The organism is Sorangiineae bacterium MSr11367, from assembly GCA_037157805.1.
Lineage (GTDB): Bacteria > Myxococcota_A > Polyangia > Polyangiales > Polyangiaceae > Pendulispora > Pendulispora rubella.
Map to the genome: position 1 here is coordinate 11,427,961 of CP089983.1, position 22,526 is coordinate 11,450,486.

At 66.8% G+C, this 22,526-nt stretch carries 20 protein-coding genes; 6 read left to right on the forward strand and 14 right to left on the reverse strand.

Features of this window, described 5'->3' with window-relative positions; all coding sequences use genetic code 11:
• Positions 1-177: 177 nt before the first annotated feature.
• Positions 178-2,187, forward strand: coding sequence for an elongation factor G (fusA, locus tag LVJ94_44395; protein WXB03936.1), 2,010 nt, complete (start codon positions 178-180; stop codon positions 2,185-2,187).
• On the opposite strand, the gene LVJ94_44400 is transcribed toward fusA, so the two are convergent.
• The 6 genes from LVJ94_44400 to gltB all read right to left on the reverse strand — a co-directional run bounded on the left by LVJ94_44400 (position 2,120) and on the right by gltB (position 9,619).
• Complete coding sequence (locus tag LVJ94_44400) at positions 2,120-2,554, reverse strand: DUF5990 family protein (protein WXB03937.1); 435 nt, start codon at positions 2,552-2,554, stop codon at positions 2,120-2,122. The two genes, fusA and LVJ94_44400, sit on opposite strands and share 68 nt — an antisense overlap.
• A gap of 28 nt (positions 2,555-2,582) precedes the next feature.
• Positions 2,583-2,786 carry a hypothetical protein gene (locus LVJ94_44405; GenBank protein ID WXB03938.1) on the reverse strand — a complete coding sequence of 68 codons (204 nt, stop codon included), beginning with the start codon at positions 2,784-2,786 and terminating at the stop codon, positions 2,583-2,585.
• On the reverse strand, positions 2,776-3,195 hold the full coding sequence (locus LVJ94_44410) for a hypothetical protein (GenBank protein ID WXB03939.1): 420 nt from the start codon (positions 3,193-3,195) through the stop codon (positions 2,776-2,778). The genes LVJ94_44405 and LVJ94_44410 overlap by 11 nt, the downstream gene beginning before the upstream one ends.
• Positions 3,192-3,554 carry a hypothetical protein gene (locus tag LVJ94_44415; GenBank protein WXB03940.1) on the reverse strand — a complete coding sequence of 121 codons (363 nt, stop codon included), beginning with the start codon at positions 3,552-3,554 and terminating at the stop codon, positions 3,192-3,194. The genes LVJ94_44410 and LVJ94_44415 overlap by 4 nt, the downstream gene beginning before the upstream one ends.
• A gap of 127 nt (positions 3,555-3,681) precedes the next feature.
• Positions 3,682-5,112 (reverse strand): glutamate synthase subunit beta, encoded by a 1,431-nt coding sequence (locus LVJ94_44420; protein ID WXB03941.1) that lies wholly within the window; start codon positions 5,110-5,112, stop codon positions 3,682-3,684.
• A complete protein-coding gene (gene gltB, locus LVJ94_44425) occupies positions 5,105-9,619 on the reverse strand; it encodes a glutamate synthase large subunit (protein ID WXB03942.1) in 4,515 nt (1,504 codons plus the stop codon). Before gltB ends, LVJ94_44420 begins: the two co-directional genes overlap by 8 nt.
• 331 nt (positions 9,620-9,950) lie before the next feature.
• On the opposite strand from gltB, the gene LVJ94_44430 reads away from it, so the two are divergent.
• Both LVJ94_44430 and LVJ94_44435 read left to right on the forward strand, forming a co-directional pair.
• Complete coding sequence (locus LVJ94_44430; protein ID WXB03943.1) at positions 9,951-10,898, forward strand: glycine--tRNA ligase subunit alpha; 948 nt, start codon at positions 9,951-9,953, stop codon at positions 10,896-10,898.
• Positions 10,895-11,209: a hypothetical protein gene (locus LVJ94_44435; protein ID WXB03944.1), complete on the forward strand. Its 315-nt coding sequence runs from the start codon at positions 10,895-10,897 to the stop codon at positions 11,207-11,209. The genes LVJ94_44430 and LVJ94_44435 overlap by 4 nt, the downstream gene beginning before the upstream one ends.
• A 12-nt stretch (positions 11,210-11,221) precedes the next feature.
• Here the strand turns inward: LVJ94_44435 and LVJ94_44440 are convergent, their stop codons facing one another.
• From LVJ94_44440 to LVJ94_44455, 4 genes are all read right to left on the reverse strand, one after another.
• Positions 11,222-12,058 carry a hypothetical protein gene (locus LVJ94_44440; GenBank protein WXB03945.1) on the reverse strand — a complete coding sequence of 279 codons (837 nt, stop codon included), beginning with the start codon at positions 12,056-12,058 and terminating at the stop codon, positions 11,222-11,224.
• Position 12,059: 1 nt separating this feature from the next.
• Positions 12,060-12,668 carry a hypothetical protein gene (locus tag LVJ94_44445; GenBank protein ID WXB03946.1) on the reverse strand — a complete coding sequence of 203 codons (609 nt, stop codon included), beginning with the start codon at positions 12,666-12,668 and terminating at the stop codon, positions 12,060-12,062.
• Between the two features lie 155 nt (positions 12,669-12,823).
• Positions 12,824-13,135, reverse strand: coding sequence for a hypothetical protein (locus tag LVJ94_44450; GenBank protein ID WXB03947.1), 312 nt, complete (start codon positions 13,133-13,135; stop codon positions 12,824-12,826).
• Positions 13,123-13,428 (reverse strand): hypothetical protein, encoded by a 306-nt coding sequence (locus LVJ94_44455; GenBank protein WXB03948.1) that lies wholly within the window; start codon positions 13,426-13,428, stop codon positions 13,123-13,125. Before LVJ94_44455 ends, LVJ94_44450 begins: the two co-directional genes overlap by 13 nt.
• Before the next feature lie 75 nt (positions 13,429-13,503).
• On the opposite strand from LVJ94_44455, the gene LVJ94_44460 reads away from it, so the two are divergent.
• The gene (locus tag LVJ94_44460) at positions 13,504-14,283 is read left to right on the forward strand and encodes a tetratricopeptide repeat protein (protein ID WXB03949.1); all 780 of its coding nucleotides are present in this window, start codon (positions 13,504-13,506) and stop codon (positions 14,281-14,283) included.
• A 224-nt stretch (positions 14,284-14,507) separates the two neighbouring features.
• Positions 14,508-15,956, forward strand: coding sequence for a thioredoxin family protein (locus LVJ94_44465; protein WXB03950.1), 1,449 nt, complete (start codon positions 14,508-14,510; stop codon positions 15,954-15,956).
• A 60-nt stretch (positions 15,957-16,016) separates the two neighbouring features.
• Here LVJ94_44465 and LVJ94_44470 read toward each other — a convergent pair whose 3' ends face one another.
• Positions 16,017-16,913 (reverse strand): LysR substrate-binding domain-containing protein, encoded by an 897-nt coding sequence (locus LVJ94_44470; GenBank protein WXB03951.1) that lies wholly within the window; start codon positions 16,911-16,913, stop codon positions 16,017-16,019.
• A 155-nt stretch (positions 16,914-17,068) separates the two neighbouring features.
• Between LVJ94_44470 and LVJ94_44475 the strand changes: the two genes are divergently transcribed.
• The gene (locus LVJ94_44475) at positions 17,069-18,022 is read left to right on the forward strand and encodes a putative sulfate exporter family transporter (protein WXB03952.1); all 954 of its coding nucleotides are present in this window, start codon (positions 17,069-17,071) and stop codon (positions 18,020-18,022) included.
• Positions 18,023-18,038: 16 nt separating this feature from the next.
• Here the strand turns inward: LVJ94_44475 and LVJ94_44480 are convergent, their stop codons facing one another.
• From LVJ94_44480 to LVJ94_44490, 3 genes are all read right to left on the reverse strand, one after another.
• Positions 18,039-19,124 (reverse strand): hypothetical protein, encoded by a 1,086-nt coding sequence (locus LVJ94_44480; GenBank protein ID WXB03953.1) that lies wholly within the window; start codon positions 19,122-19,124, stop codon positions 18,039-18,041.
• Between the two features lie 8 nt (positions 19,125-19,132).
• Positions 19,133-21,775, reverse strand: a complete 2,643-nt coding sequence (locus LVJ94_44485) for a GYF domain-containing protein (protein WXB03954.1) — start codon at positions 21,773-21,775, stop codon at positions 19,133-19,135.
• 63 nt (positions 21,776-21,838) lie between these two features.
• Positions 21,839-22,513 (reverse strand): ComF family protein, encoded by a 675-nt coding sequence (locus LVJ94_44490; GenBank protein ID WXB03955.1) that lies wholly within the window; start codon positions 22,511-22,513, stop codon positions 21,839-21,841.
• Positions 22,514-22,526 lie beyond the last annotated feature (13 nt).

A 22,526-nucleotide genomic window follows, 5' to 3' on the forward strand; every position in this document is an offset into this window, starting at 1 on the left:
GATTCTACGAGGCAAGGATCGCAATAACGTTTGGCGACCTTCACATTGGGCAGGGGGCAAGAGCGCCGGCCCCGCCGGGATTGTTCCGCTGCCGCACCTCGACCGCCGCCAGATCTATATCTGGACACAACCCGCAAGCTGAGAGGTCCAGGGAAGACCACCTGCGCCGAGCGCATTTTGTATTGCGCGGGCCGCATTCACAAAACCGGTGAGGTCCACGAGGGCACCGCCGTGTTGGACTTCGATCCCATCGAGCAAAAACGCGGAATTACCATCAATGCTGCAGCCACCAGCGTGGGTTGGTCGCCTTCGTGGGGGCTCTATGCGGGGCAGCCGCACCGCGTACAGATCGTGGACACGCCGGGCCACGTCGACTTCACCATCGAGGTCGAACGTAGCCTGCGCGTCCTCGACGGGGCGGTGTTCGTGCTGGATGCTGCCAGCGGCGTGGAATGCCAATCGGAAACGGTGTTTCACCAGGCCGAGCGCCATGGCGTGCCTTCGCTCGCCTTCGTGAACAAAATCGACAAGCCCGGCGCGGACTTCGACATGTGCCTTCGCGACATTCGCGAGCGGCTCGGCATCGAACCGGTTGCCCTGCACGTTCCGATTTCCGGCTCGGAGCTGCTCGACGTCGTGCAGGGCGTCGTGCTCCGATTCGACGGCCGCGCGGTGCTCGTTTCGGAGATGACCGCAGCGCATCGTGCCGCTTTCGACACGGCGCGCGCGTCGATGATGGAGACCTTGGCCAGCTTCGACGAGGACGTCCTCGCGAGCTATTGCCATGGGTTGAGCGCGGACGCGCGCACACTCGCGCGCGCCATTCGCGCAGGTGCGCTCGCGCGCAGGATCCTTCCCGTCGCTTGTGGCTCGGCGCTGAAGAACGTGGGGATCCCTCCTCTGCTCGATGCCATCGTCAATTATTTACCCAACCCCATCGACGTGCCCGATGTCTCGGGCACGCATCCGTCGAGCGGCGCTTCGCTCACCCGACGCGCCGACGACCGCGAGCCGTTCGCGGCCCTCGCCTTCAAAACCGTGTTCGATCGGGCCGGGTATTTGACGTACTTGCGCATCTATTCGGGCACACTCTCGACGGGCGACGGCCTGCGGCTCGGGCGCAGTGGTGCGCGCGAGCGCGTGGGCCGGATTTTCCGTCCTCACGCCGACCAGCGCGAGGAAGTGCGCATGGCCTACGCCGGCGACATCGTCGCCGTCACCGGCCTTCGCGACGTGCGAACCGGCGAAACCCTGTGCGCGGCGGACGATCCCATCGTCCTCGAGCGCATCGACACACCGGCGCCCGTGGTGGAGGTCACCATCGAACCGAAAACGGCAGACGATCGCGAACGCCTTCCCACGGCGCTCGGGCGCATGCTGTTCCAAGATCCGTCCTTGCTGGCGTGGGTCGATCCGGAATCGGGAGAGATGCGCCTCGCAGGCATGGGGAGCCTTCATCTGGACGTGACGGTCACGCGCTTGCGCGAGGACCATCGCGTCGCCGTCTCGATGGGCCGACCCGAGGTCGCCTACCGAGAGACCATCGCCCACGCCGCGCGCGTGGCCTACCGCCACGTGAAGCAGCATGGCGGCCAGGGCCAATTCGCGTGCGTCACGCTCGCCGTGGCGCCGGGGGCGCGAGGATCCGGCATCACCTTTTCCGACGAGACAGCGGGTGGCTGCATTCCACGCGAATACGTGCCCGCCGTCGAGAAAGGTGTGCGCGCAGCGGCCGCGCGCGGCATCGTCGCGGGGTATCCTGTGGTCGACGTCGCCGTGACGTTGCTCGACGGGGAGACCCACGTCAAAGATTCGAACGCCGCGGCGTTCGAATTCGCCGGCTCGCTCGCCTTCCAGAAGGCGTGCGCGGAGGGCGGTGCCGTGCTGCTCGAACCGTATGCGGCACTCGAGATCGCCGTGCCCGAGATGCATGCGGGCGACGTCATCGGCGACCTCGGGGCACGGCGCGGGGTCGTTCAACGCCTCGTTCCGCGCGGCGGCCACTCCGTCGTCGTGTCGGCGCGCCTTCCGCTCGCCGAGACGTTCGACTACGTAACGCGCCTCCGGGGCTTCACCCAGGGTCGCGGGACGGCGTCGACGCGCCCCGATGGCTACGAGGTCATGCCGTCCACGCGATGCGCGGAGGGCGGACCGAAGCGCACACGGGCAAGCCATCGCACGCCGTAAGCCCCAGCTCGGCGCGAAGTGCGCCGGACTTCACGCACGCGTCCAGGACGTCGTGCGGAATGCCGTCGAGCTGGAGCTTCGCCCTGCGGAACATCGCATGGGTGCCCGCCGCGGTTCGTTCGAGCCACGCGAGGTAGAGGAAGCGTTCACCGCGCTTTCCATGCACGGCGGGGCCGCGAACGTCGGGCTCCACGCCTGACGTGCCCGAGGTGATCGTGATTTCCGTGGTCCACGACACCTCGGGCGCATCGGCGTCCACCTCGCCAACATGTGCTTTGCCGACTTGGAGCGCCACACGAACGCCGGTGTGCGGACCGCAGTCGCGACCTGGAAGATTCCGACCCACGATGGTGAGGAGCACGGGCATTCGCAGAGCGCAGTATAGCGCGCCGTCGTTACCCCCGCTGACCCGTGAGCTCCTCGTAGACCCCTTCCGACTTCGAGCGCTCGTCCGGCAGGATGTCGATCACGCGGAGGGTCATCGGATCGGTCCCGTGCAGGAGCTGCTGGAGCCACTCGATCAACGCCGGCGACAGCTTCAACGCGGTCTTGAGAAGCTCCAGCGCGATTTCCAGGTTGTCGTTCTTCTCACCCGCCATGGCACACCTCCCCGAGTCCTCGTGAAAGCAAGAGCGCGTCCGTGAGCACCGCCGGCAGCGATACGCCCGCCTGAATCAACGCGTCGCCGATGTTGCGGAGGGCGTTGGCCGCGTCGATGGCAGAGCAGGCGACGTTGTGTCGTTGTCCATTTTCCCACGCGTCCACGCCCGATTCGGCAGCGAAAAGCGCGGGACGGGCCACGTCGTAGGCGTCCTTGCAACTCTTCGCGAGCTGCGCATTGCTGCGGGTGCGCGCGGTGGATGCGCACACCTCGTCGGCGACGGAGACGGCTTTGGCCACGGTAAGAATCGCGGCGCGCGCGTTCTGCCGGTCCGGCGAGTTCGCCCCCCGGGCAGGCGCGCACGCCCCGACAAGCAAGAGCGCGGGAACGATTAAGCCAAGCTTCACGAGGCACCCTCTTTGAGCGCAGGTGCGACCGCCGGCACCGGCGTCGCCGTTTGGCCACCGCCAATCTCGCGGCCACGGCGCAGCGACTCGATGAGGAGATCGTGCCCCGCGATAGCGGTCAACGCCGACACCAACCCATCGAGCAACGCCTTCTTCCACGGCGTGCCCGCCGCGACAGCTTGGAAGATGCCAGCCACGGCCCCCAAACCCAACGCGAGCCACGGACGCCATTGCGACGGGACCGTCGGAAGCGGCGTGTCCGATTTCAAAAGCCGCACGATGGCGCCAATGACAATCGCGCCAACAACGATCCACTTCCCTTGCGCTGCAAGGGTCAAAATTTCATCCAAGCTGTTCATGATTCCCTCGTCCAGCGGGAATCATCAAGTTCCGAGCCGCAGCCAAATCCCGGAAATTACGCAGAGATGCGTACGTCCGGCCGTCGCGGGGTGCAACGTGCGACGTTGCACCCGCAACAGCGGTCGCTCAGCCGGCGACCCGCTGCGGTTGCGCCGCAACGGCCGCGAGGTACCGATCGACCCCCCGCGCGACGCGGCGGCCATCGGCAATCGCCCACACGACCAGCGATTGCCCGCGGCTCATGTCGCCGCACGCGAAGACGCCGTCGACGTTGGTGCGACCGTCCGCGTCCGTTGCCACGTTGCCGCGCCCATCGAGGATGAGCCCGAGGGCCGACGGCACCGTTCGCACGGGACCGGTGAAGCCCATGGCCAGAAGGGCCAACTCGCACGGGACGGTGAACTCCGTACCCGGCATCTCGCGCACCGAGCGATCGGGCATAATCTCCGCGCGAATCGCCTCCAGCGATACGACGTTGCCCTCGGCATCGCCGATGAAGCGGCGCGTGAGAACGGACCAATCGCGGTTGCCGCCCTCCTGGTGCGAGGACGACGTGCGCAGCACCAGCGGCCATGCCGGCCACGGATTCTCGCGCGGGCGCGCCTCCGGCGGTCGGGGCATGATCTCCAGCTGCAGAACGCTCGCCGCGTGCTGCCGGTGCGACGTGCCCACGCAGTCCGAACCCGTATCGCCACCGCCGATGACCACCACGTGCTTGCCCGTGGCCACCAGCCCATCGCCCACCACGTCGCCGGCCACACGGCGATTCTGCAGGGTGAGAAAGTCCATCGCGAAGTGGATGCCCCGCAGCTCCCTGCCGCCCACCGGAAGGTCGCGCGGCACCTGGGCGCCGCACGCGAGCACCACCGCATCGTGCTCCCCGCGCACGTCGTGGATCGAAATGGCCCCGCCGATGTCCGCACTGGTCACCATGCGGACGCCTTCGGCCTCCATCTGCGCGACGCGGCGATCGAGCCCGTCTTTCTCCAGCTTGAAGTCGGGGATGCCGTAGCGCAAAAGCCCGCCGATGCGGTCGTCGCGCTCGTACAGGGTCACGTCGTGCCCCGAGCGGGCCAGCTGCTGCGCCGCCGCCATGCCCGCCGGCCCGGAGCCGATCACCGCCACGCGCTTGCCCGTGCGCTGCGCCGCCGGGCGCGGGATGAGGCTGCGCTCGAACGTCTCGTCGGCGATCGTCTTCTCGATGGCCTTGATGCGCACGGCATCGCTGTCGAGGGCGAGCACGCACGAACCTTCGCACGGCGCTGGACAGATGCGGCCGGTCACCTCGGGAAAGTTGTTCGTCTCGGCCAAGCGCGACATCGCACGGTCGACCTGCCCGCGGAACATCATGTCGTTCCACTCGGGGATCAAATTCCCCAGCGGACAGCTGCCATGGCAGAAGGGCACGCCGCAATCCATGCAACGCGCGGCCTCCTGGCGAACCTCGCCCTCCGCCAGCGGCAACACGAACTCGCGGTAGTCGCCCACGCGTTCTTCGACGGGACGCTCTTTCGAACGGCCTCGGCCCAGCTTGAGAAATCCCGTCGGGTCACCCATGGCTCACCTCGCGAAGTCGCGCCTTCTCCCGTTCCAACGCGCGCTTGTATTCCGTTGGAATCACCTTGACGAACTGCGCGCTCGACGCCGCCCAGCCCGCGAGAACCGCCGCGGCCTTGCGGCTGTTCGTCCGCGCCGCGTGCTCTTGCACCAGCGCGTGGACTTCCTCGAGATCTTCGGCCGACAGCGGATGCTCCACCTCGACCATCGCACCGTTGATGCGCTCGGCGAAGTGTCCATCCTCGTCCAGCACGTAGGCGATGCCGCCGCTCATGCCGGCCGCGAAGTTTCGCCCCGTCGTTCCCAGGACCACCACGCGACCGCCGGTCATGTACTCGCAGCCGTGATCGCCCACGCCCTCCACCACTGCGGTGCAGCCGCTGTTTCGCACGGCGAAGCGCTCGCCGGCGCGGCCTGCGAAGAACACGCGGCCGTCGATGGCGCCGTAGAGCACCGTGTTGCCCACGATGACGCTGCGGTCCGCGACGAAGCGCGCACTCGGGCTGGGCCGCACGACCAAGGTGCCGCCCGAAAGACCTTTGCCGACGTAGTCGTTGGCATCGCCCTCGAGCACCAGCGACAGGCCGCGGGCCGCGAAGGCGCCGAAGCTCTGGCCGGCGGTGCCTTTGACGTGCACCGTGAGCGTGTCCTCGGGGAGACCGTTCTCGCCGTATTTTCGAGCAATTTCGCCCGAAACCATGGCCCCGAGCGCGCGATCCGAATTGCGCACGGGAAGCTCGAACTCCGTCTTCTCACCGCGCTCGAGGCTGGCCGCCCCCAGCTCGATGATCTTCCGATCGAGCACGTTGTCGATCTCGTGGATCTGCGGCTCCGTACACCGCAGCGGACCTTCGCCCGTGGGCAGCGACAAGAGCCGCGAGCAATCGAGCCCGCGCGCCTTGCGGGGCAGCCGCTCCTCGGGGCGCATCGAGAGGCAATCCACGCGGCCCACCATCTCGTCGATGGTGCGGAACCCGAGGCTCGCCATGATGCCGCGCAGCTCCTCGGCCACGAAGAAGAAGTAGTTGATGACGTGCTCCGGCTCACCCTTGAAGCGCGCGCGCAGCACCGGATCCTGCGTGGCAATGCCCACGGGGCAGGTATTCAAGTGGCACTTGCGCATCATGATGCAGCCCGATGCGACGAGCGGCGCGGTGGCAAAGCCGAATTCCTCGGCGCCGAGAAGCGCGGCAATCGCCACGTCCCGCCCCGTCTTGAGCTGCCCGTCGACCTGCAGCCGCACGCGCGAGCGCAGGTTGTTCTCCACGAGCACCCGCTGCGTCTCGGCGATGCCGATCTCCCAGGAAATGCCCGCATGCTGGATCGATGACAGCGGCGATGCGCCCGTACCGCCATCGTGCCCGCTGATCAGGATGAGATCCGCCTTGGCCTTGGCCACGCCCGCCGCCACGGTCCCCACGCCCGACTCGGCCACGAGCTTCACGCTCACGCGGGCCCGCGAGTTCACGTTCTTCAAATCGAAGATGAGCTCGGCCAGGTCCTCGATCGAATAGATGTCGTGGTGCGGCGGCGGCGAGATGAGGGTGACGCCCGGCGTGGCATGCCGCACGCGTGCGATCGTCTCGTCCACCTTGTGGCCGGGAAGCTGTCCGCCTTCGCCGGGCTTGGCGCCCTGCGCGATCTTGATCTGCATCTCCTCGGCCGAGACGAGGTAATGCGCACTCGCGCCGAAGCGCGCCGAGGCCACTTGCTTGATGGCGCTCTTGCGCAGGTCGCCGCGCTCGTCGGGCACGTAGCGGATGGAGTCTTCGCCGCCCTCGCCGCTGTTGCTCTTGCCGCCGATGCGGTTCATCGCAATGGCGAGGTTTTCGTGCGCCTCCTTGCTGATGCTGCCGAAGGACATGGCGCCGGTGGCGAAGCGGCGCACGATCGTCTGCGCAGACTCCACCTCGTCGATGGAAACGGGCGTGTTGCCCTGGGGCAGGGAGATGTCCCAGAGCGCCCGCAAGGTACAGGGCCCGGTCGCCTGATCGTTGATGCGCTTCGCGTAGTCCGCGTAGGAGCGGTCGTCGTTCAGGCGCACCGCCTTCTGCAGGTTGGCGACCGTCTCCGGGTTCCACAGGTGCGGAACGCCGCCGGCGCGCCACGCGTAGGTGCCGCCGACTTCGAGCTCCTGATCCTCCGGCGCTGCGAACCCCTGGGCATGCAGCGTCAACGCATCGTCGGCCACGATGTCGAGCCCGATGCCGCCGATGGACGTCTCCGTCCCCGGGAAGTACGTGTCGACCAGCTTCTGCGAGAGCCCGAGGGCTTCGAAGATCTGCGCACCGTGGTAGCTCGACAAGGTGCTGATCCCCATCTTGGAGAGCACCTTGAGAAGCCCCTTCTTGAGCGCCGTGACGTAAGCCTTCGTGGCCGCCGCGGCGTCCTCGCTCGAGTCGGCCACGACTTCCATCGCCAAGTACGGATTCACCGCACCGGCGCCGAAGCCCACGAGCAGCGCGAGATCGGCCACCTCGCGGCACTCGCCCGACTCCACCACGATGCCCACGCGCGTGCGCTTTCCGACGCGCAAGAGGCGATGGTGCACGGCCGACGTCGCAATCAAGCTCGGAATCGGCGCACTCTCCGCATCGACATCGCGATCGCTCAGAATGAGCACGCTGTAGCCGGCATCGACCGCGCGCTCCGCCGCGTCCTGGATGGACTCGATCGCCACGCGAAGGCGCTCCTCGGAGCTCAACTTCGTCCCCGGGCTGGCCGGGAACGTCATCGAGATCACCTGCGTGCGGAAGAACGGGTACGGATTGGTCTTCAGCTTCGCCAGCTCGCGACTCGTCAGAATCGGGTGCGGCAACTCCAAGAGCCGACACTGCTCCGGCGTCTCGTCGAGCAGACGCCCCTCGCCACCGACACAGGTGACGAGCGACATGACCAGCTCCTCGCGGATCGGGTCGATCGGCGGATTGGTCACCTGCGCGAACTGCTGCTTGAAGTACCGGAACATCGACACGGGCTTGTCGACCAGCACCGCGAGCGGCGCGTCGTTGCCCATGCTTCCCGTCGCCTCTTCGCCGCGCGTGGCCATGGGCGCGAGCACGATCTGGAGGTCTTCGCGCGTATAGCCGAAGGTGCGCAGCAGCCGTTCGCGGTCCTCACGCTTGAGCGTGTAGATCTGCGGGACGTCCGGCAGGCGCGCCAAGTCGATCTTGTTGTCGCCGATCCACGAGGCGTACGGCTGGCGCGTGGCCACGGCGCGTTTGACCTCCGCATCTTCCACGATGCGGCCGGGCTCGTATTCGCTACCACAGTCGAGCAAAAGCATCTTGCCCGGCATGACCCGGCCCTTGTGCAGGATCTGCTCGTCCGGCACGTCCAGCACGCCGAACTCGCTCGCCGCGAGCACGCGCCCACCGGTCTGCACGATGTACTTCAACGGGCGGAGCCCATTGCGGTCGAGCGTGGCGCCGACGTAGCGCCCGTCGGTGAAGAGCAGCGCCGCCGGCCCGTCCCACGGCTCGACGAGCGACGCGTGGTACTCGTAGAACGCGCGCAGCTCCTCGGGCATGTGCGCCTGCGTGGACCATGCCTCGGGCACGAGCATCATCATGACGTGCGGAATGGACCGCCCGCCGGCGAGCAAGAAGTCGACGACGTTGTCCATCGACGCCGAGTCGCTTCCCTCGGGGCGGATGATGGCCTTGATGTCGCTGATGGCATCGCCGAAGAGGTGCGCCTGGAGCACTTGCTCGCGGGCCCCCATCCACGCGCGGTTGCCGCGCAGCGTGTTGATTTCGCCGTTGTGGGCGATGCGGCGGAAGGGGTGCGCGCGATCCCACGTGGGCAGAGTGTTCGTGCTGAAACGCGAGTGCACGATGGCGAATTGGCTCTGCGTGAGCGGGTCCGCCAAATCGGGGTAAAAGGTCCCGATGTGCTCCGGCAGCATCAAGCCTTTGTAAACGATGGTGGTCGACGAGAAGCTGCAGACGTAGAAGTCCTCGCCCTCGCCCGCGGCGCTGTTGGCACGGCCGGCGCGCTTGCGCACCAAGAAGAGCATGCGCTCGAAGTCGCTCATCGCGAGCGGCGCATCGTCGTTCTCGGTGGGAAGCTGGTGCGAGGACTTGATGATCTCCGCAGCCTTGGCGTCGCGCCCGACGAACAGTTGTCGGATGATCGGCTTGCACGATTGCCCGAGGGGCCCGAGCATCGCATCGTCCGTGGGGACGTCGCGCCAGCCGAGTACCTTCAGCCCATAATGCTTCACCGCATTGACGAGGCGCTCTTCCTGCCGCGCACGACGAGCGTCGTCGCGCGAAAGGAAAAGCATCGCGACGGCGTACTTGCCCGCACGCGGTAATTCGAACGTGCATCTCGCACGAAAGAATGCGTGAGGCAATTGCAGGAGCATGCCTGCACCATCGCCGGTTTTGGGATCTGCGCCCGTCGCGCCACGGTGGGCGAGACGTCGGACGATTTCGATCCCATCCTCTACGACCCCGTGTTGCGGGCCGCGCTCAAGCTCCACGACGAACCCTAGACCGCACATAGCTCTTTTTTTAGCGTACTCCGATGTAACGCATCGCGCTACCTGTTTCAGCTTTGTGATCGTTGCGTCGCGTCGATGTTAACTCAGCCGAAAAGTCGGTCGATCTAAACCGCAAAGGTAGGAGATCAACGCACTGCATTACCCCCCTCCGGGGGGTCAATTCTAGAAACCTGGCGATCGGTGGGGGGAGCCCACCAGGGCCACCCGCCAGGCCACCCCCCCAGGCCTCGCACCAACAAAGCGAACCCCTACCCGCCGAACGGCTCCCCCCCGCCCTTTCGGCGGCACTATGCTGCGTTCCCCCCCGAAGGGGGGGACGGGAGGAAAACGCGTGTATTTTCAGGAACTCATCCTAGGCCTGCAAGATTTCTGGACCAAACGAGGCTGCGTCCTCGTGCAGCCGTACAACTCCGAAGTCGGTGCCGGTACCTTCAATCCGGCGACGTTCCTTCGCGCGCTTGGCCCCGAACCCTGGAATGTCGCTTTCGTCGAGCCTTCGCGCCGCCCCGCGGACGGTCGATATGGTGACAATCCCAATCGACTCCAGCAGTTTCACCAATTCCAAGTCATTCTGAAGCCGTCGCCCATCGACATTCAGGATCAATACCTCGCCTCACTCCGTGCGCTGGGCACCCACCCCGAGGAACATGATTTGCGATTCGTCGAGGACGATTGGGAGTCGCCCACCCTCGGCGCCTGGGGACTCGGTTGGCAGGTTTGGTTCGACGGCCAGGAAATCAGCCAGTTTACGTATTTTCAGCAGATTGGCGGCATCGATTGCCGGCCCGTCTCCGGCGAGCTGACCTACGGACTCGAACGCATCTCCATGTACCTGCAAGATTGCGACAACATTTACGACGTCGCCTGGGCGCCCGGCATTACGTACGGTGAGATGGCCAAACGAAATGAATGGGAATGGAGCACCTACAATTTCGAGCAGGCGGATACCAAAGCGCACTTTGCCTTTTTCGATCACGCCGAATCCGAGGTGAAACGATTGATCGGGCTCTCCGACGATCCGCTCAAGCGCCTCGTTTTGCCGGCCTATGACTTCGTTTGCAAAGCGGCGCACCAATTCAATGTGCTCGACGCGCGTGGTGCCATTGGTGTGACCGAGCGCGCTCGCTACATTGGCCGCGTGCGCGGCATTGCCAAGGCCGTCGCCGAGTCGTTCCTCGCGCAGCGGCAGGCCATGGGCTTTCCGCTGCTCAAGACCGGCGAGACCCCCGCGACGAAGCTGGACGCCGACGCGACGTTGCGCACCGAGGCGGTGACATGAAAGCCGCCGCGCTGGTCGTGCTGGCGCTGGTCGCCTGCGGCGGCGCGCGGCAGGACGCGGGCTCGAAGTACCCCGCGCGGGAAGAGGGGTGCACCGTGGAGCTGTTCCATGACGCCCCCACGAAGCCGAGCGAGAACATCGGACCTGTCAGCGCAAGCTGCGACGAAACCGTGGCCGAAGCGGATTGCCTGCGCACCCTGAAGGATCAGGCCTGCAAGCTAGGCGGCGACATGGTGTGGGGCGTGGCGACGGAACCCGTGCGCAAGAACGGGCGTCAGCAGTGGAGCGGTCGAGCCGCACACTCCAAATAGGACGAGCGCCGCTCAGCGGTAGGGACGCAGCTCCGCCTCGAAGGCATCCCGGTGCGTCAACGCCTCGAGCCCGGGAAGGACCAGCACATCGGCGGGCGCGAGTCGGATCGGAAAGGTGCGCTCGCCGGGCGCATCCTTCTTCATGGCCTCCAGAGCAGCCCCCGCGTCCTTCGCGAGCCGCTTCAGCGCTTCGTGGCGAAGGAAGCGCTCCCGGAGCTCGGCGAACGGCGGCTCGCGTGCGCGCAGCTCGTCGCCGGCCTGCAGCACGAGGCCCATCTGCCCCTTCGGCGATCGAGCACGCGCCTGCGCGCGCAGCGTGTCGGCGATGCGCGCGGCATCCGCTTCCGAGCCGGCGTGGAGCCAGGCGGCGTGCGCAAAAGGCCAGGCCAAGAAGCGCGCGCGTTCCAGATCGTGTCCCGTGACCGGTGCAAAGCCGGGCGAGCATGACGACGCCGGCATGAGCACCTCCACGCAAAAGCCGTCCGTCGCGCAAAAGCGCGGGCTCGACGCGGCATACGCCACCGCCACCGGCGTGGGGGCGCGCTCGAGCCATGCGTCGAACGCGTCGTCGGGCTCTCCATCGCCCAAATCGTCGAGCAGCGGATTCGCGCGCGCCTCCCAGCGCGTGTTCGCATCGGCAAGCACGGTCTCCAAGGTGCGGCGCTCCTCGTCGGTGAGCGACAGCGCCACGGCCGCAAAGAGCGGCTCGTCGAGTGCCGGCGGCACGGGCGCCTGAGGCACGCGCGCGCCGCAGAGAACGATGCCGTTCTCCACGGGGCGCGTGCGAAGGAGAAAAAATGCCAAAGCCCCTGCCACGAGCACGACGGAAGTAGCGAGGAGAGCTTTCACGTCATCGTTTCTTGGCCGCGAAACCGAGCTTCTCCTCCGTGGAGGAGACGGTGATGACCCCACCTGCGATCGCGATGTTCAGCGTGTCTTCGTCGTTCGCATCGGGCCGCTTCGGCCCCGGCTTCGACTTGGCCGTCACCGCGTAGCCGTTCACCGTGGCATCCCACGCGTCACCCTCGCCGGTGATGGACCAATCGCCGTTCAAGTCCGTGCTGCTCGCCGGCGCCGTGCGCGTGCGCACGCCGCTGAAGGTCACGGTCCGCTTGTAATCCTTGTAGTAGTCCTCGCACGAGGAGCCGGTCGTCTGGATGATCGCGGTGCGTGTGGCCGTCACGGAATTGCCCGCGGCCGTGATGGTGAACTCGGTGCGATCCTTCGTCGCCGTGCAGTCGTCGAGGCCATGGAAGTTGGGCTTCCCTTCCCGAGCGTTCGCGACGTACCCGGTGAGGCTACCGCCGGAGATGACCATCTCCGCCGGGCCTCCCGTGTTGTAGCTGGTGATATCCCACACGCCGTCGAGCCCCGTCTGGGCCCCATCGCTATCGCTGCCGCAGGAAACGGTGCTCAACGCGGCCACGAACAGTCCTACGAAAGAAAGCTTTCCACGCATCTATGCCTCCATAGCCCCGTCCGCTTCCTTCGAGCAAGTCGGCGGGAGCCGATTCCCCCTCTGCTTGTGCGCAGGACGGGTTTTCCGTCATGGGCGCGAACACGACCAGCCACGATACGCAGCAGCGCCAAAGAAATTCCCTCGGGCTGGTCCGACTACTCCAGGCACTTCTCGAGGGCGCCGGTGGTCTGGGCGCTCATCGCACATTTGAACTCCATCTCGGTCACCTCCGAGACGCAGCTGCGGAAGTTCTCGTCGCCGCGGGCTTCGTCGCGCTCGCGCGTCCGTTCGGCCTGAATTTGGTCGGCGGATGCATCGGGGAACCGCTCGCGAACGACCAGGGTGGCGTACCGATCGATGAGCTGCGTGCACTGGTCGGCATCGACCTTTTTCTTGCACGCGAGAAGGGTGGTGGAGACCAGCAGGACGGAAAGCCCGAAGGCGAAACGACCTATCAGCGAAGGCACTGGCTGATCTCGTCCGTCGTCTTGGCGTTGCGGACGCACTTCATCATGGCGTCCGTCACTTTCCGGCCGAGGCAGTTCGTGCGCAAATCGTCCTTCATTTCCTGGCGAACTTCTTCCTGCTTCTTCTGGATAGCCGCCGGATCCGGGTTGTTCATGGCCTTCATCTGCAGTTCGACATTGCGGTCGACGATGAGCTGACACTCGGCCTCCGTGGCTTCATGCGAGCAGCCAAGAACCAGGGGAGCTGGCGCGGCAGCAAGCGCGATGGCGAGCAGAGTGGACGGTATGCGCATCGTAAGCTGTTCCTTTCCGCACGAACGTTCCGACGTCTTTTGGCCGAAAGAAAGCTTGAATGCTACAAATAGATTGTGTCCCAAGACAGCGTGCCCCCGCCGGGTGGGCCGGCGGGTTCGAATTCTGCGGCCGACGGCGCCGTCACCCCCGAAGATTTCCTTCGTAAGGCCATGACTGCGCGCACGCCAGCTGGACGTGCCCGCTATGCCCGGCGTGGCCTAGCCACCACCGCCCCGCTCGACCGCACCACACAGGCCATGCTGCTGCGGCAGCTCTATCTCTCGCACTTCGAGTCGCGGCGCTTCCGTAAGGCCCACGAGATTGCGCTGCAGGCCATCGAGGTCAACGTCCTGACCGACGTCCTCTACCAAGACGCGGCGCGGGCTGCGCTCGCCCTGGGGGATCTCGAGAAGGCCATCCTTCATCTGCGCGCGGCGACCCGGCGCGGTCCGGCGTCGCGGCGGCCATTTCATCTATGGACGTTGGGGAGCATTCTTTTCCTGGCGCAACGTTACGATGAGGCCATCGCGTCCCTGACGAGGGCCACGCGTTGGGGCACGCGGGAGAAGCCTCTGTACCGGGCGCACCTCGCCCTGGCGCGCATCGCCAACGGCGAGCACGTCACCGACGTGTCGGACACCATGCTCGAGCTCGCCCGGGCCCCGTGCGGGCAAGGATATGGTCGCTTCGTGCTGGGTCATTTGGCCTATGCCGCGGGCGAGTGGGTCACGGCCCGCCGCTACCTGGAAGCCTTCGTGAAGCGGACCGAGTCGGGCGGGGTAGCCCGGAGCATCGCCCTCGAACCCGAGATCCGCATGGCGCGCGCAACCATTGGGAAGATGAGCGCGAACTAAGGTGTCTGGAGACGGGCGAAGGGCCAATGGGGGGACCGATGATCCGGCCATCGTCGACTCAGCGGATCCCGGGGTCCCCAGACTTTTTGCATCGCCCTTCGCATCTGTAAGTGAATGATTTCCGTGAGTTATCCTAACCTCGGTTCCGCTGGGCCACCCGGCGGAGCGAAACCTCCATCTGGGTGCGCGCGTTGCAGAAGTATGGGATTCAAGGGAACCGCACCATGAACCAAGCCACGCTCACGACCGCGCCGCGCGCGAACAACAAGCGCCTCTGGATATCCTTGGGCGCCGTCGCCGTCTCGGCCCTGCTCATTGCTGCATTTGGTCGTTCGCTCTGGAGCCTGCTCTCCGAGCTTTCACACGATTCGAACGCTTACGGAAAATTGGCGCAGGAGAATCCTGCCCTCGCGGTGGTGGTGTCTTTCGGCGTCGGTCTGGTGAGCAGCCTCACCCCGTGCGTCTTTCCGATGGTCCCCATCACGGTGTCGATCTTCGGCGCGACGGATACGTCGTCGCGCACACGCGGCGCGTTGCTCTCGGGCACCTTCGTGCTGGGTATCGCCACGTTGTTCGTGCCGCTGGGCATCGCCGCGGCGTTCACGGGCTCGCTCATGGGTGCGGCGCTGGCCAATCCGTGGGTCGTGTCAGGCATCGCGATTCTGTTTCTCGCGCTGGCTGCCTCCATGTTCGGCGCCTTCGAGATCGCGCTTCCGTCGAGCCTGACGAACAAGCTTTCGACGGTGGGCGGGGTCGGTTTCAAGGGTGCGTTCGTCCTCGGGTTGGTGATGGGCCTCATCGCCGCACCGTGCACGGGGCCGTTCGTGACGGGCATGCTCGTGAGCATCGCCAACACGAAGAGCATCTTCGTCGGCGGCATCTCGATGTTCTCCTTCGCACTCGGCCTGGGGATGCTCTTCTTCCTGGCGGGTACCTTCGCCGTGAACCTTCCCAAGGGTGGCGCCTGGATGCTCGGCATCAAGTGGGGCAGCGGCGTGGTGCTGGCGTACATGGCCTTCAGCTACCTGCGTGACTCGTTCCCCAGCGTGCGCTCCCTGGTGCACCCGGACACGATCTACGGAACCGTCGGCGGCATTCTCCTTCTCATCGGCCTGGTGCTGGGGAGCATCCACATCGCGGCCGAGCGTCGCAAGTCGCCCATCGCGCACTTGTCGAAGCCGATGAAGCTCGCATCCATCGTCCCCGTGGTGGTCGGCGCCTTCATGTTCATGAGCTGGGGCCAACTGTTCCTGAACAACGTGGAGCGCGAGGCCGCAGCCCGCGAGGCCATCGCGCAGGACAAGGACCTCGCCTCGGCCCCGCCCATCGCATGGCAAGGCAACGGCGCCGAAGAATCGGCGCGCGCCCAGGCCCTCGCGGCGAACAAGCCGGTGCTGGTCGACTTCGGCGCCAGCTGGTGCAAGGCCTGCAACGAGCTCGATGAGCAAACCTGGCCCGATCCGCGGGTGCGCGGAGCCGCGGCGAAGTTCGCGGGCATCAAGGTCGACGCCACCGACGACGAGGATCCCACCGTGAAGAAGCTGCAGAAGAAGTACGGCGTCGTCGGCCTCCCCACCGTGGTGATCCTCAACAGCCGCGGCGAAGAGAAGGCGCGCTTCAACGAGTTCGTGACCCCCGACAAGATGGCCGCCGCCCTCAAAGGCGTCGACTGAGTCACGAGCCACACGTTTGAAAAGAAGGCCCTTTCCCTTCGGGGGGAGGGCCTTCGTTCTTTAAGAGATCACGGGCGGGTTGTTCTTGGCGAAGGAGTAGAAACGGGCCTCCGTGCCTTGCAGGCCGCCCGCCGGGATGGCCCACGAGAAGGTGCGGCGCACGGAAAAGTCGAGACCCGGCACGAGGTGTACGCCCCCGGCCACGAGGTGGGGCTGGATGGACCAGCGGGAAACGAAGGCGATGCCCAAGCCGGCGACGGCGGCACCGAGGATGGCCTCGGTGCTCGCGAGCTCGAGGTCGATGCCCTGCGGCTTTTTGCGGATGCCCGCCGTGCGCAGGGCGCGCTCGAGGATGGCGCGGGTGCCGGAGCCGGGCTCGCGCCAGAGGATGGGAACGCCGGCGAAATCGCGCAGTTTGCGGATGCGGAAGGGGGCGGTACGGCCGATGACGGGCACGAGCGCGTCGTCGACGTAGGGCTCGAGGTGAACGCCCCCCGCACGGGTGTGGCCCTCGACCAAGCCGAGCGGGACGCGGCCGCTCTTCACGGCGGCGAGGACTTCCTCGGTGTTGGCCACCTCGAGGCGCAGGGGAATCGCCGGGTGCGCCGCGCGGAATTTCGCCAGCACCGGGGGCAAGACGTGCGCGGCAATGGTGGTGCTCGCGGTGAGCGACAGCGCGCCGAGCGGCTCCTCGCCCGCGCGCACGGCGCTGGCTGCTTCGTCGAGGGTGCGCTGCACCGAGCGCGCGTACGCCGCGAGGCGTTCTCCCGCGCGGGTCGGAGCGACCCCACGCGCCGACCGCACGAAGAGCGCCACGCCGAGGGCCTCCTCGAGCTTGCGGATCTGCGCGGTCACCGCGGGCTGCGAAAGATGGACGATCTTCGCTGCAGCAGAAATACGTCCTGCATCACGGACAGCGAGGAAGGTGGGAAGCAGCGTGGGATCGATCGAGCCCATTTTGACGCTCGAGGCTATCAGCGAAACGGATGGCACATTGGGTCAAACGATTGGTCCCACGGATGGCTCGGTGCTCAGATCTGAAGAGTGATATGAACCGAGCGCAAACTGAGAAGTCGAGGGCCGATGAGGCCTATGAGGGCCTCAAGGCCCGAATGAAGCCTTCGCATTTTCTTCTTCCATTGGGATTCGTGTTGGCCCTTTCGCCTTGGGCTTCACCGGGTCTTTCTCTTTTGGGCGGCGCAGCCATCGGGCTCGCCTGGGGCAATCCGTACCTACGCATCACGCGAAAGCTCGCGCATGCGCTGCTCGTGGCAGCCATCGTCGGACTTGGCGCAGGGATGGACCTTCGCGTGGTCGCGCAGGTGGGGGCGCACGGGATCGGGTACACGGCGGCGAGCATCGCCGGTGCGCTTTTGCTCGGCACGCTGCTGGCGCGGGCGCTGCGGGTGCAGACGCGCCCCGGCCTTCTCATTTCGGTGGGCACGGCCATTTGCGGCGGAAGCGCGATTGCGGCGGTGGCGCCGGCGCTGCGCGCGGAAGAGCACGAGGTCACCGTGGCCTTTGGCACGGTGTTTCTGCTCAACGCGGCCGCGTTGGTGCTCTTTCCCACGATCGGGCACGCCGTGGGGCTCTCCCAAGAGAGCTTCGGTCTCTGGTCGGCGCTGGCCATCCATGACACGAGCTCGGTCGTCGGCGCCTCGATGGCCTACGGCACGCGCGCGCTCGAGGTCGCAACCACGGTCAAGCTGACCCGCGCCCTGTGGATCGTGCCGGTGACGCTCCTGATCGCGCATGCCATGCGGCAACGCTGTAACGCCGCCGGGGAAGCCGGCAAAACGGTGGCAGCACCCAAGCCGTGGTTCATTGCGGCGTTTCTCGTGGCCTCGGCGCTGGTGACCTTCGTTCCCGGGCTCTCCGGGCTCGGCGCACCGGTAAGCCTGGCGGCGCGGCATGCGATGAGCGCCATGCTCTTTCTCGTCGGCACCGCGATAAGCCGCTCGGCCTTGCGCGCCGTCGGGGTGCGCGCCCTCGCCCAGGGCGTGCTGCTCTGGATCATCGTCGCCGGCGGCTCGCTGCTCTTCGTGACGAACGCAACGGTCAACTAGAGGTACCGTTCTCGCGTCATCGTCGTGCGTGGACGGCGGCAGCGGGACGACACCGGCGAGACCGGCGCGGTGTGTGGCTCAGAAGGAGAGGATCGCCACAACGCCTGGCGATCCTCACACGAAGGGACGGACTAAGGCGCCGGCCCCGCCGGGCTTGTCCCGCTGCCGCTGCTTGTCTGCAACGCACCTGCGAGACCAGAACAATCAAACGAATGCTACGTCTAGGGGTTGAACACTTCGCTGGGCGGCGGGGGCTTCGGCTTGGGCTTGTCCGCGGGGGGCGGGGCTTGGGCGGCGGCTTGGGCTCGGCCTTCGCCGTCGGCTTCGACTCGGGCTTCGCGTCGCCCTTGGTGTCCTTGCCGCCGTCGGACTTGCCGCGCTTGGCGACGGCCTTGTTGTCGTCGCGGTCCTGGCTCGGGCCGTCGCTCACGATGGCGCGCTGCAGATCCGCGACGAAGTCCTCCGCGCCGCGGGCGCCGTTGCGGGCCTCGCGCGAGACGCCGTCGAGCACCGAGTAGGAGGCGGTGAGCTCAGCCTGCACGTCGGACCCGATGCGGCCGCCGCGGCGGCTGAAGTCTTCGCGCACGTGCGGCTCGAGCTCGCGCCCCGATTTGTGCAACTCGTCCACCTTGGGCGGCACCACGCGCAGGTTCTTCGCGCGCTGCGCGACGGCGTGGGCGCACATCTCGATCGAGCGAAAGAGCTCGCGGGTGGCGTCGTCCACGCTTTCGGCGTTGCCCGCGGTCAGGTGGGCGTCGTCGCTGGTGACCTCCAGCTTGATGGGCCCGACGTCGCGCGCAACTTGGTTCACGCGTTCGTGCGTGGCCTGCACGATGGAGACGTCGGCGGCGTCGGGACTCAGCTTGAGCGTGTCGACCAAGGCGCGGCACGCGGTCTTGCGCTCATCGGGCCAACCCACGGCGGCGACTTGCAGCTCGTGCACCTCTTTGAAGTACGCGTCGTAGCGCGTTTCGCCGGTTTCGAAGAGCTCGCCCGCCTTCACCTTCGATGGCCCCCCGAGAAGGTTGCAAGCGCAAGCGAGCGACGCGAACGAGACGAGGACCGAGAAAGGAATGCGAGAGCGGGGGATGTTGCGAGGCATGGTTCTCTTTAGGGGCGCGGACACGAGACGGACGTCGCCATCAGCTCGAACCCTTTCCCACCCGCTACCAGATATGCGACCGCGCCGCGACCATCCGGCAGCACGGCAGCCTGACCCTGCCCCGCGTTCGCACCGTCGCTCGACACGGTGAACGCGGAACCCTGCGGCGCACCCTCGGCATCCAGGGTTTGCGCGCGCACTTGATGGCTCGAGACGGGGCCCTCGGTCCACACGACGAGGAAGCGACCTTGGCCGAGGGGGGCCACGCTCGGGGACATGAACGGTGCACCCAATCCGCCGGCGGGCACGGTGAACGTCTTGGCGGTCTCCGCGGCGCCGTCGGAGGTCACCGTCCCCGACGCTTGCCATCGTCGGTAGCGAAGGGACCACGGCTCGTCCGCGTTCGCGCGATCGGCCCAGAGCACGAGCACGGTGTCTCCACTCGCGGCGATGGAGGGCGAGCCCACCTGCGGGCCGAGGCCTTTGACTTCGGTGAGCTCGCCCTTGGTGACGAGGCTCTTGTCGCCGGCCGCGACGACGCCGGTCCAGATCGAGGTGCCACGGCGGAAGGTCATCGCGTAGCCGCGCTCGGCCCCGTCGAGAGGAACCGCGCGCAGCGCTTCGACGGGTCCCTCGCCGGCGACGGCCCAGAGGGCGCTGCTCTTGTTCTCGCCGCGCGGAGCCCAAACGATGTGGCCATTGGCGACGCCGAAATCGACTGGCGCGGGACCGGACGACGTGCGCCGGCCTTCGACGGCGTCACCTTTGCGGTCGAGCGAAATCGCCGCCGAGGGCGCCCCCTCTTTGCCGCCCGCGTGCGAAGGTGGAACGGGCGTGACGCGGCGAACGACGTCGGCGGCCTTGCTGGTGTGCTCCGCCGACGCCGCGAGCGTCGCCGGATCGAGAAGCAGGGTGACGCCTTCTTTGGGCGCGCTGGCAAAGCCGAGGGCGAGGCCCTGGCCGGCCGAGGCCACCTCGACACCGCTTTGCACGACGACCTGCGGCGCAATCGACTTGGGCTGGCCCACGATGCTGCAGGGGACCGACGGGGCCACGGCGGGTGGCGGTACCTCGATGACCTCGTGCTTTTTCTCCGGTGCGGCGGCGGATGCCGAGGATCCCGTCGTGGTCATCGCCACGCGTGTGGCCGGATTCGCCCGGTCGTTGGCCGCCGTGCGCGAACTCGGCGCCGACACGGCTTTCACGAGGGCCACTCCGCCGATGACCACAACCAAGAGACCGAGGCCGAAGAGCACAGGAAAGAAGAACCGGGGTTTGCCCTGCTGCACTCGCTCGAGGTACGGCCAACGCGCGAACACGCGCTTCATCAGCGGCGACGGAGCGTCGTTCGGGGTCGTGTCGAGGCGAATGCTGCCGCCGTATCCACCGGCCATGGGCACGTCGGAGGGCGGGGCGCTCGGGTCGGGATCGCCCAGCCCCGGCTCGCGGGGAGGTTCCAGATACGACGGCATCGCCGCCGTGGCCCCCGATTGGCCTCGCACCTCCGGAGGCGGAAGGCTGCTCACGACCCCAGGCCCCGCTTTGGGGGCCGCACTTGCCCGCGGTGGAGCACTCGCGCGCACGCCGGGCGGCGGGTTCGACGGAGAGAGACGGCGCACCATCGGGCCTTCGTCGGTGTGCTCGACCAGCATCGAGCCGCTCAACTCCTCGACGCTTTCATCGCGATGCAGGCGCGGAAGCGGTGGGCTCTTCGGGATGGCTGGCCCAATCTCGACGGCGCCTTCTCCCCACGGCGGCGGACGGGTGACCGCGTTCTTGCCGGCCTGCGCGCCGGGCGCGGGCACCACGATGGGCGCGCTCGCACGCTCGGGGCGGCCCTGGGAGCTCGCGGCGTCATCGCCCTCGGACGAAGGCGCGCCGCCGAACTGGATCAGCGTCTGTCTCTTGGGCTTGAGCGCCCCCGATCCCACGGCCTTCGCTTTGTCGCCAGGCTTCTCCCCGAGCTTTCCCTTGCCACGCGGATCCTGAATCACGGGAACGCCCACCACCGTGCGTACACCATCACGCGGCGGCGGAATGGCATCGGCGCGGGCAAGCGTCTCCGTCGCCTTCCCCTCCGTCACGGCGGTGAGGTTGACCGACGTGTTCGCCTCCGGCTCGATGACCATGGGTTCGGGACGCGCGGGCGTTGGAACGGCCTTGGCTGTCCCCTGTGAGGCGCTGGGCGTGCTCGGAACGGCGCGCTTCAAATGCGCAGAGCCCGAGGACGGTGGCGCGCTCGGACTCGACGGGCGCGCCGTCGTGGGGGCGATGCCCACGATCGTTTTTTTGGCCGGTGCCGGCGTCGCCTTGGTGCGCGCAGGATGAGGGGCAGGAGTGTTCGTTCCCATGGTGTTCGCTTTGGCGACGGGTGGCTTGGCAGCTAGGGGAATGTAGCGCGGTGGCGGCGGCGGTTCCTCGGTCAACCCGCTCTCGCGGAGCCGTTGCGCCGCCGCTACGCCGCCGACCTGCGCCACTGTCTGCAATTCCGGGACATCGTGGGCGGGCATCCACCGTTTCCACCCACGCCTCCACACTGGGGCATTGGGTGCGATGGATCCAGCAGCGAGGGCGGCCCGCAATTCGTCAGCCCGCACGGGGCGCTGTTGCCCGCGCGGATCGGCCCAACGCCACTCGTTCTCACCACTCACACGACTTCTCCGGAACGCACTTCAATCAATCATAGCGCGAGCCGTGTCCCGACGTGAGATTGTCTATGCACGGGCCAGTACGACCGCATGTACGATATGTGCTTTGGCCGCATGGACGGCAATTGCTGCCTCGGCAAGAGTTGCGCCGGTGGTGGCCACATCGTCCACCAGCAATACGCGACGATTCGCGAGCCAATCTGCCTGACGCGCTTCGAACGCGCCGCGCACATTGCGCAGACGGCCCTCTCTGGAGAGTGTCGCCTGTGCCTCCGTGGCTTTGATGCGCGTCAAAGCCCTCGGTTCGAATGCCGCGCCGAGTCGACGCGCGAGCAACCGCCCCAAAAGCGCCGCCTGATTGAATCCGCGTTCGACGAGGCGCGTGGGGTGAAGAGGAACGGGAACTACACAATCGATGGCGAGAGACGTTAGTTGCGGCCCGGCGCGCAAAAGCAAATGCGCGAGTGGACGTGCCAATTCGCTGCGCCCTTCGTATTTGAATCGCGTGACCGCCGCGGATATCGCTCCACCATAGAGAAAAGGAGCATGCAAACTGGCCAGGGGATGCAAGGCCTGCGGCCCATCGCGATGTTCCGTCGATGTGGACGTGAGGGTGGCCGCGCAAGCACTGCAAAACACGGTGCGGAAGGGCACACGCGCGTCGCAAGCCGCGCATCGTTCGGGGGCGACCAAGGCGCCGGCGGCATCGAGGAGGAACATCGTGTCCTTCCATCGGTCCACCGCCGAAGGAGAT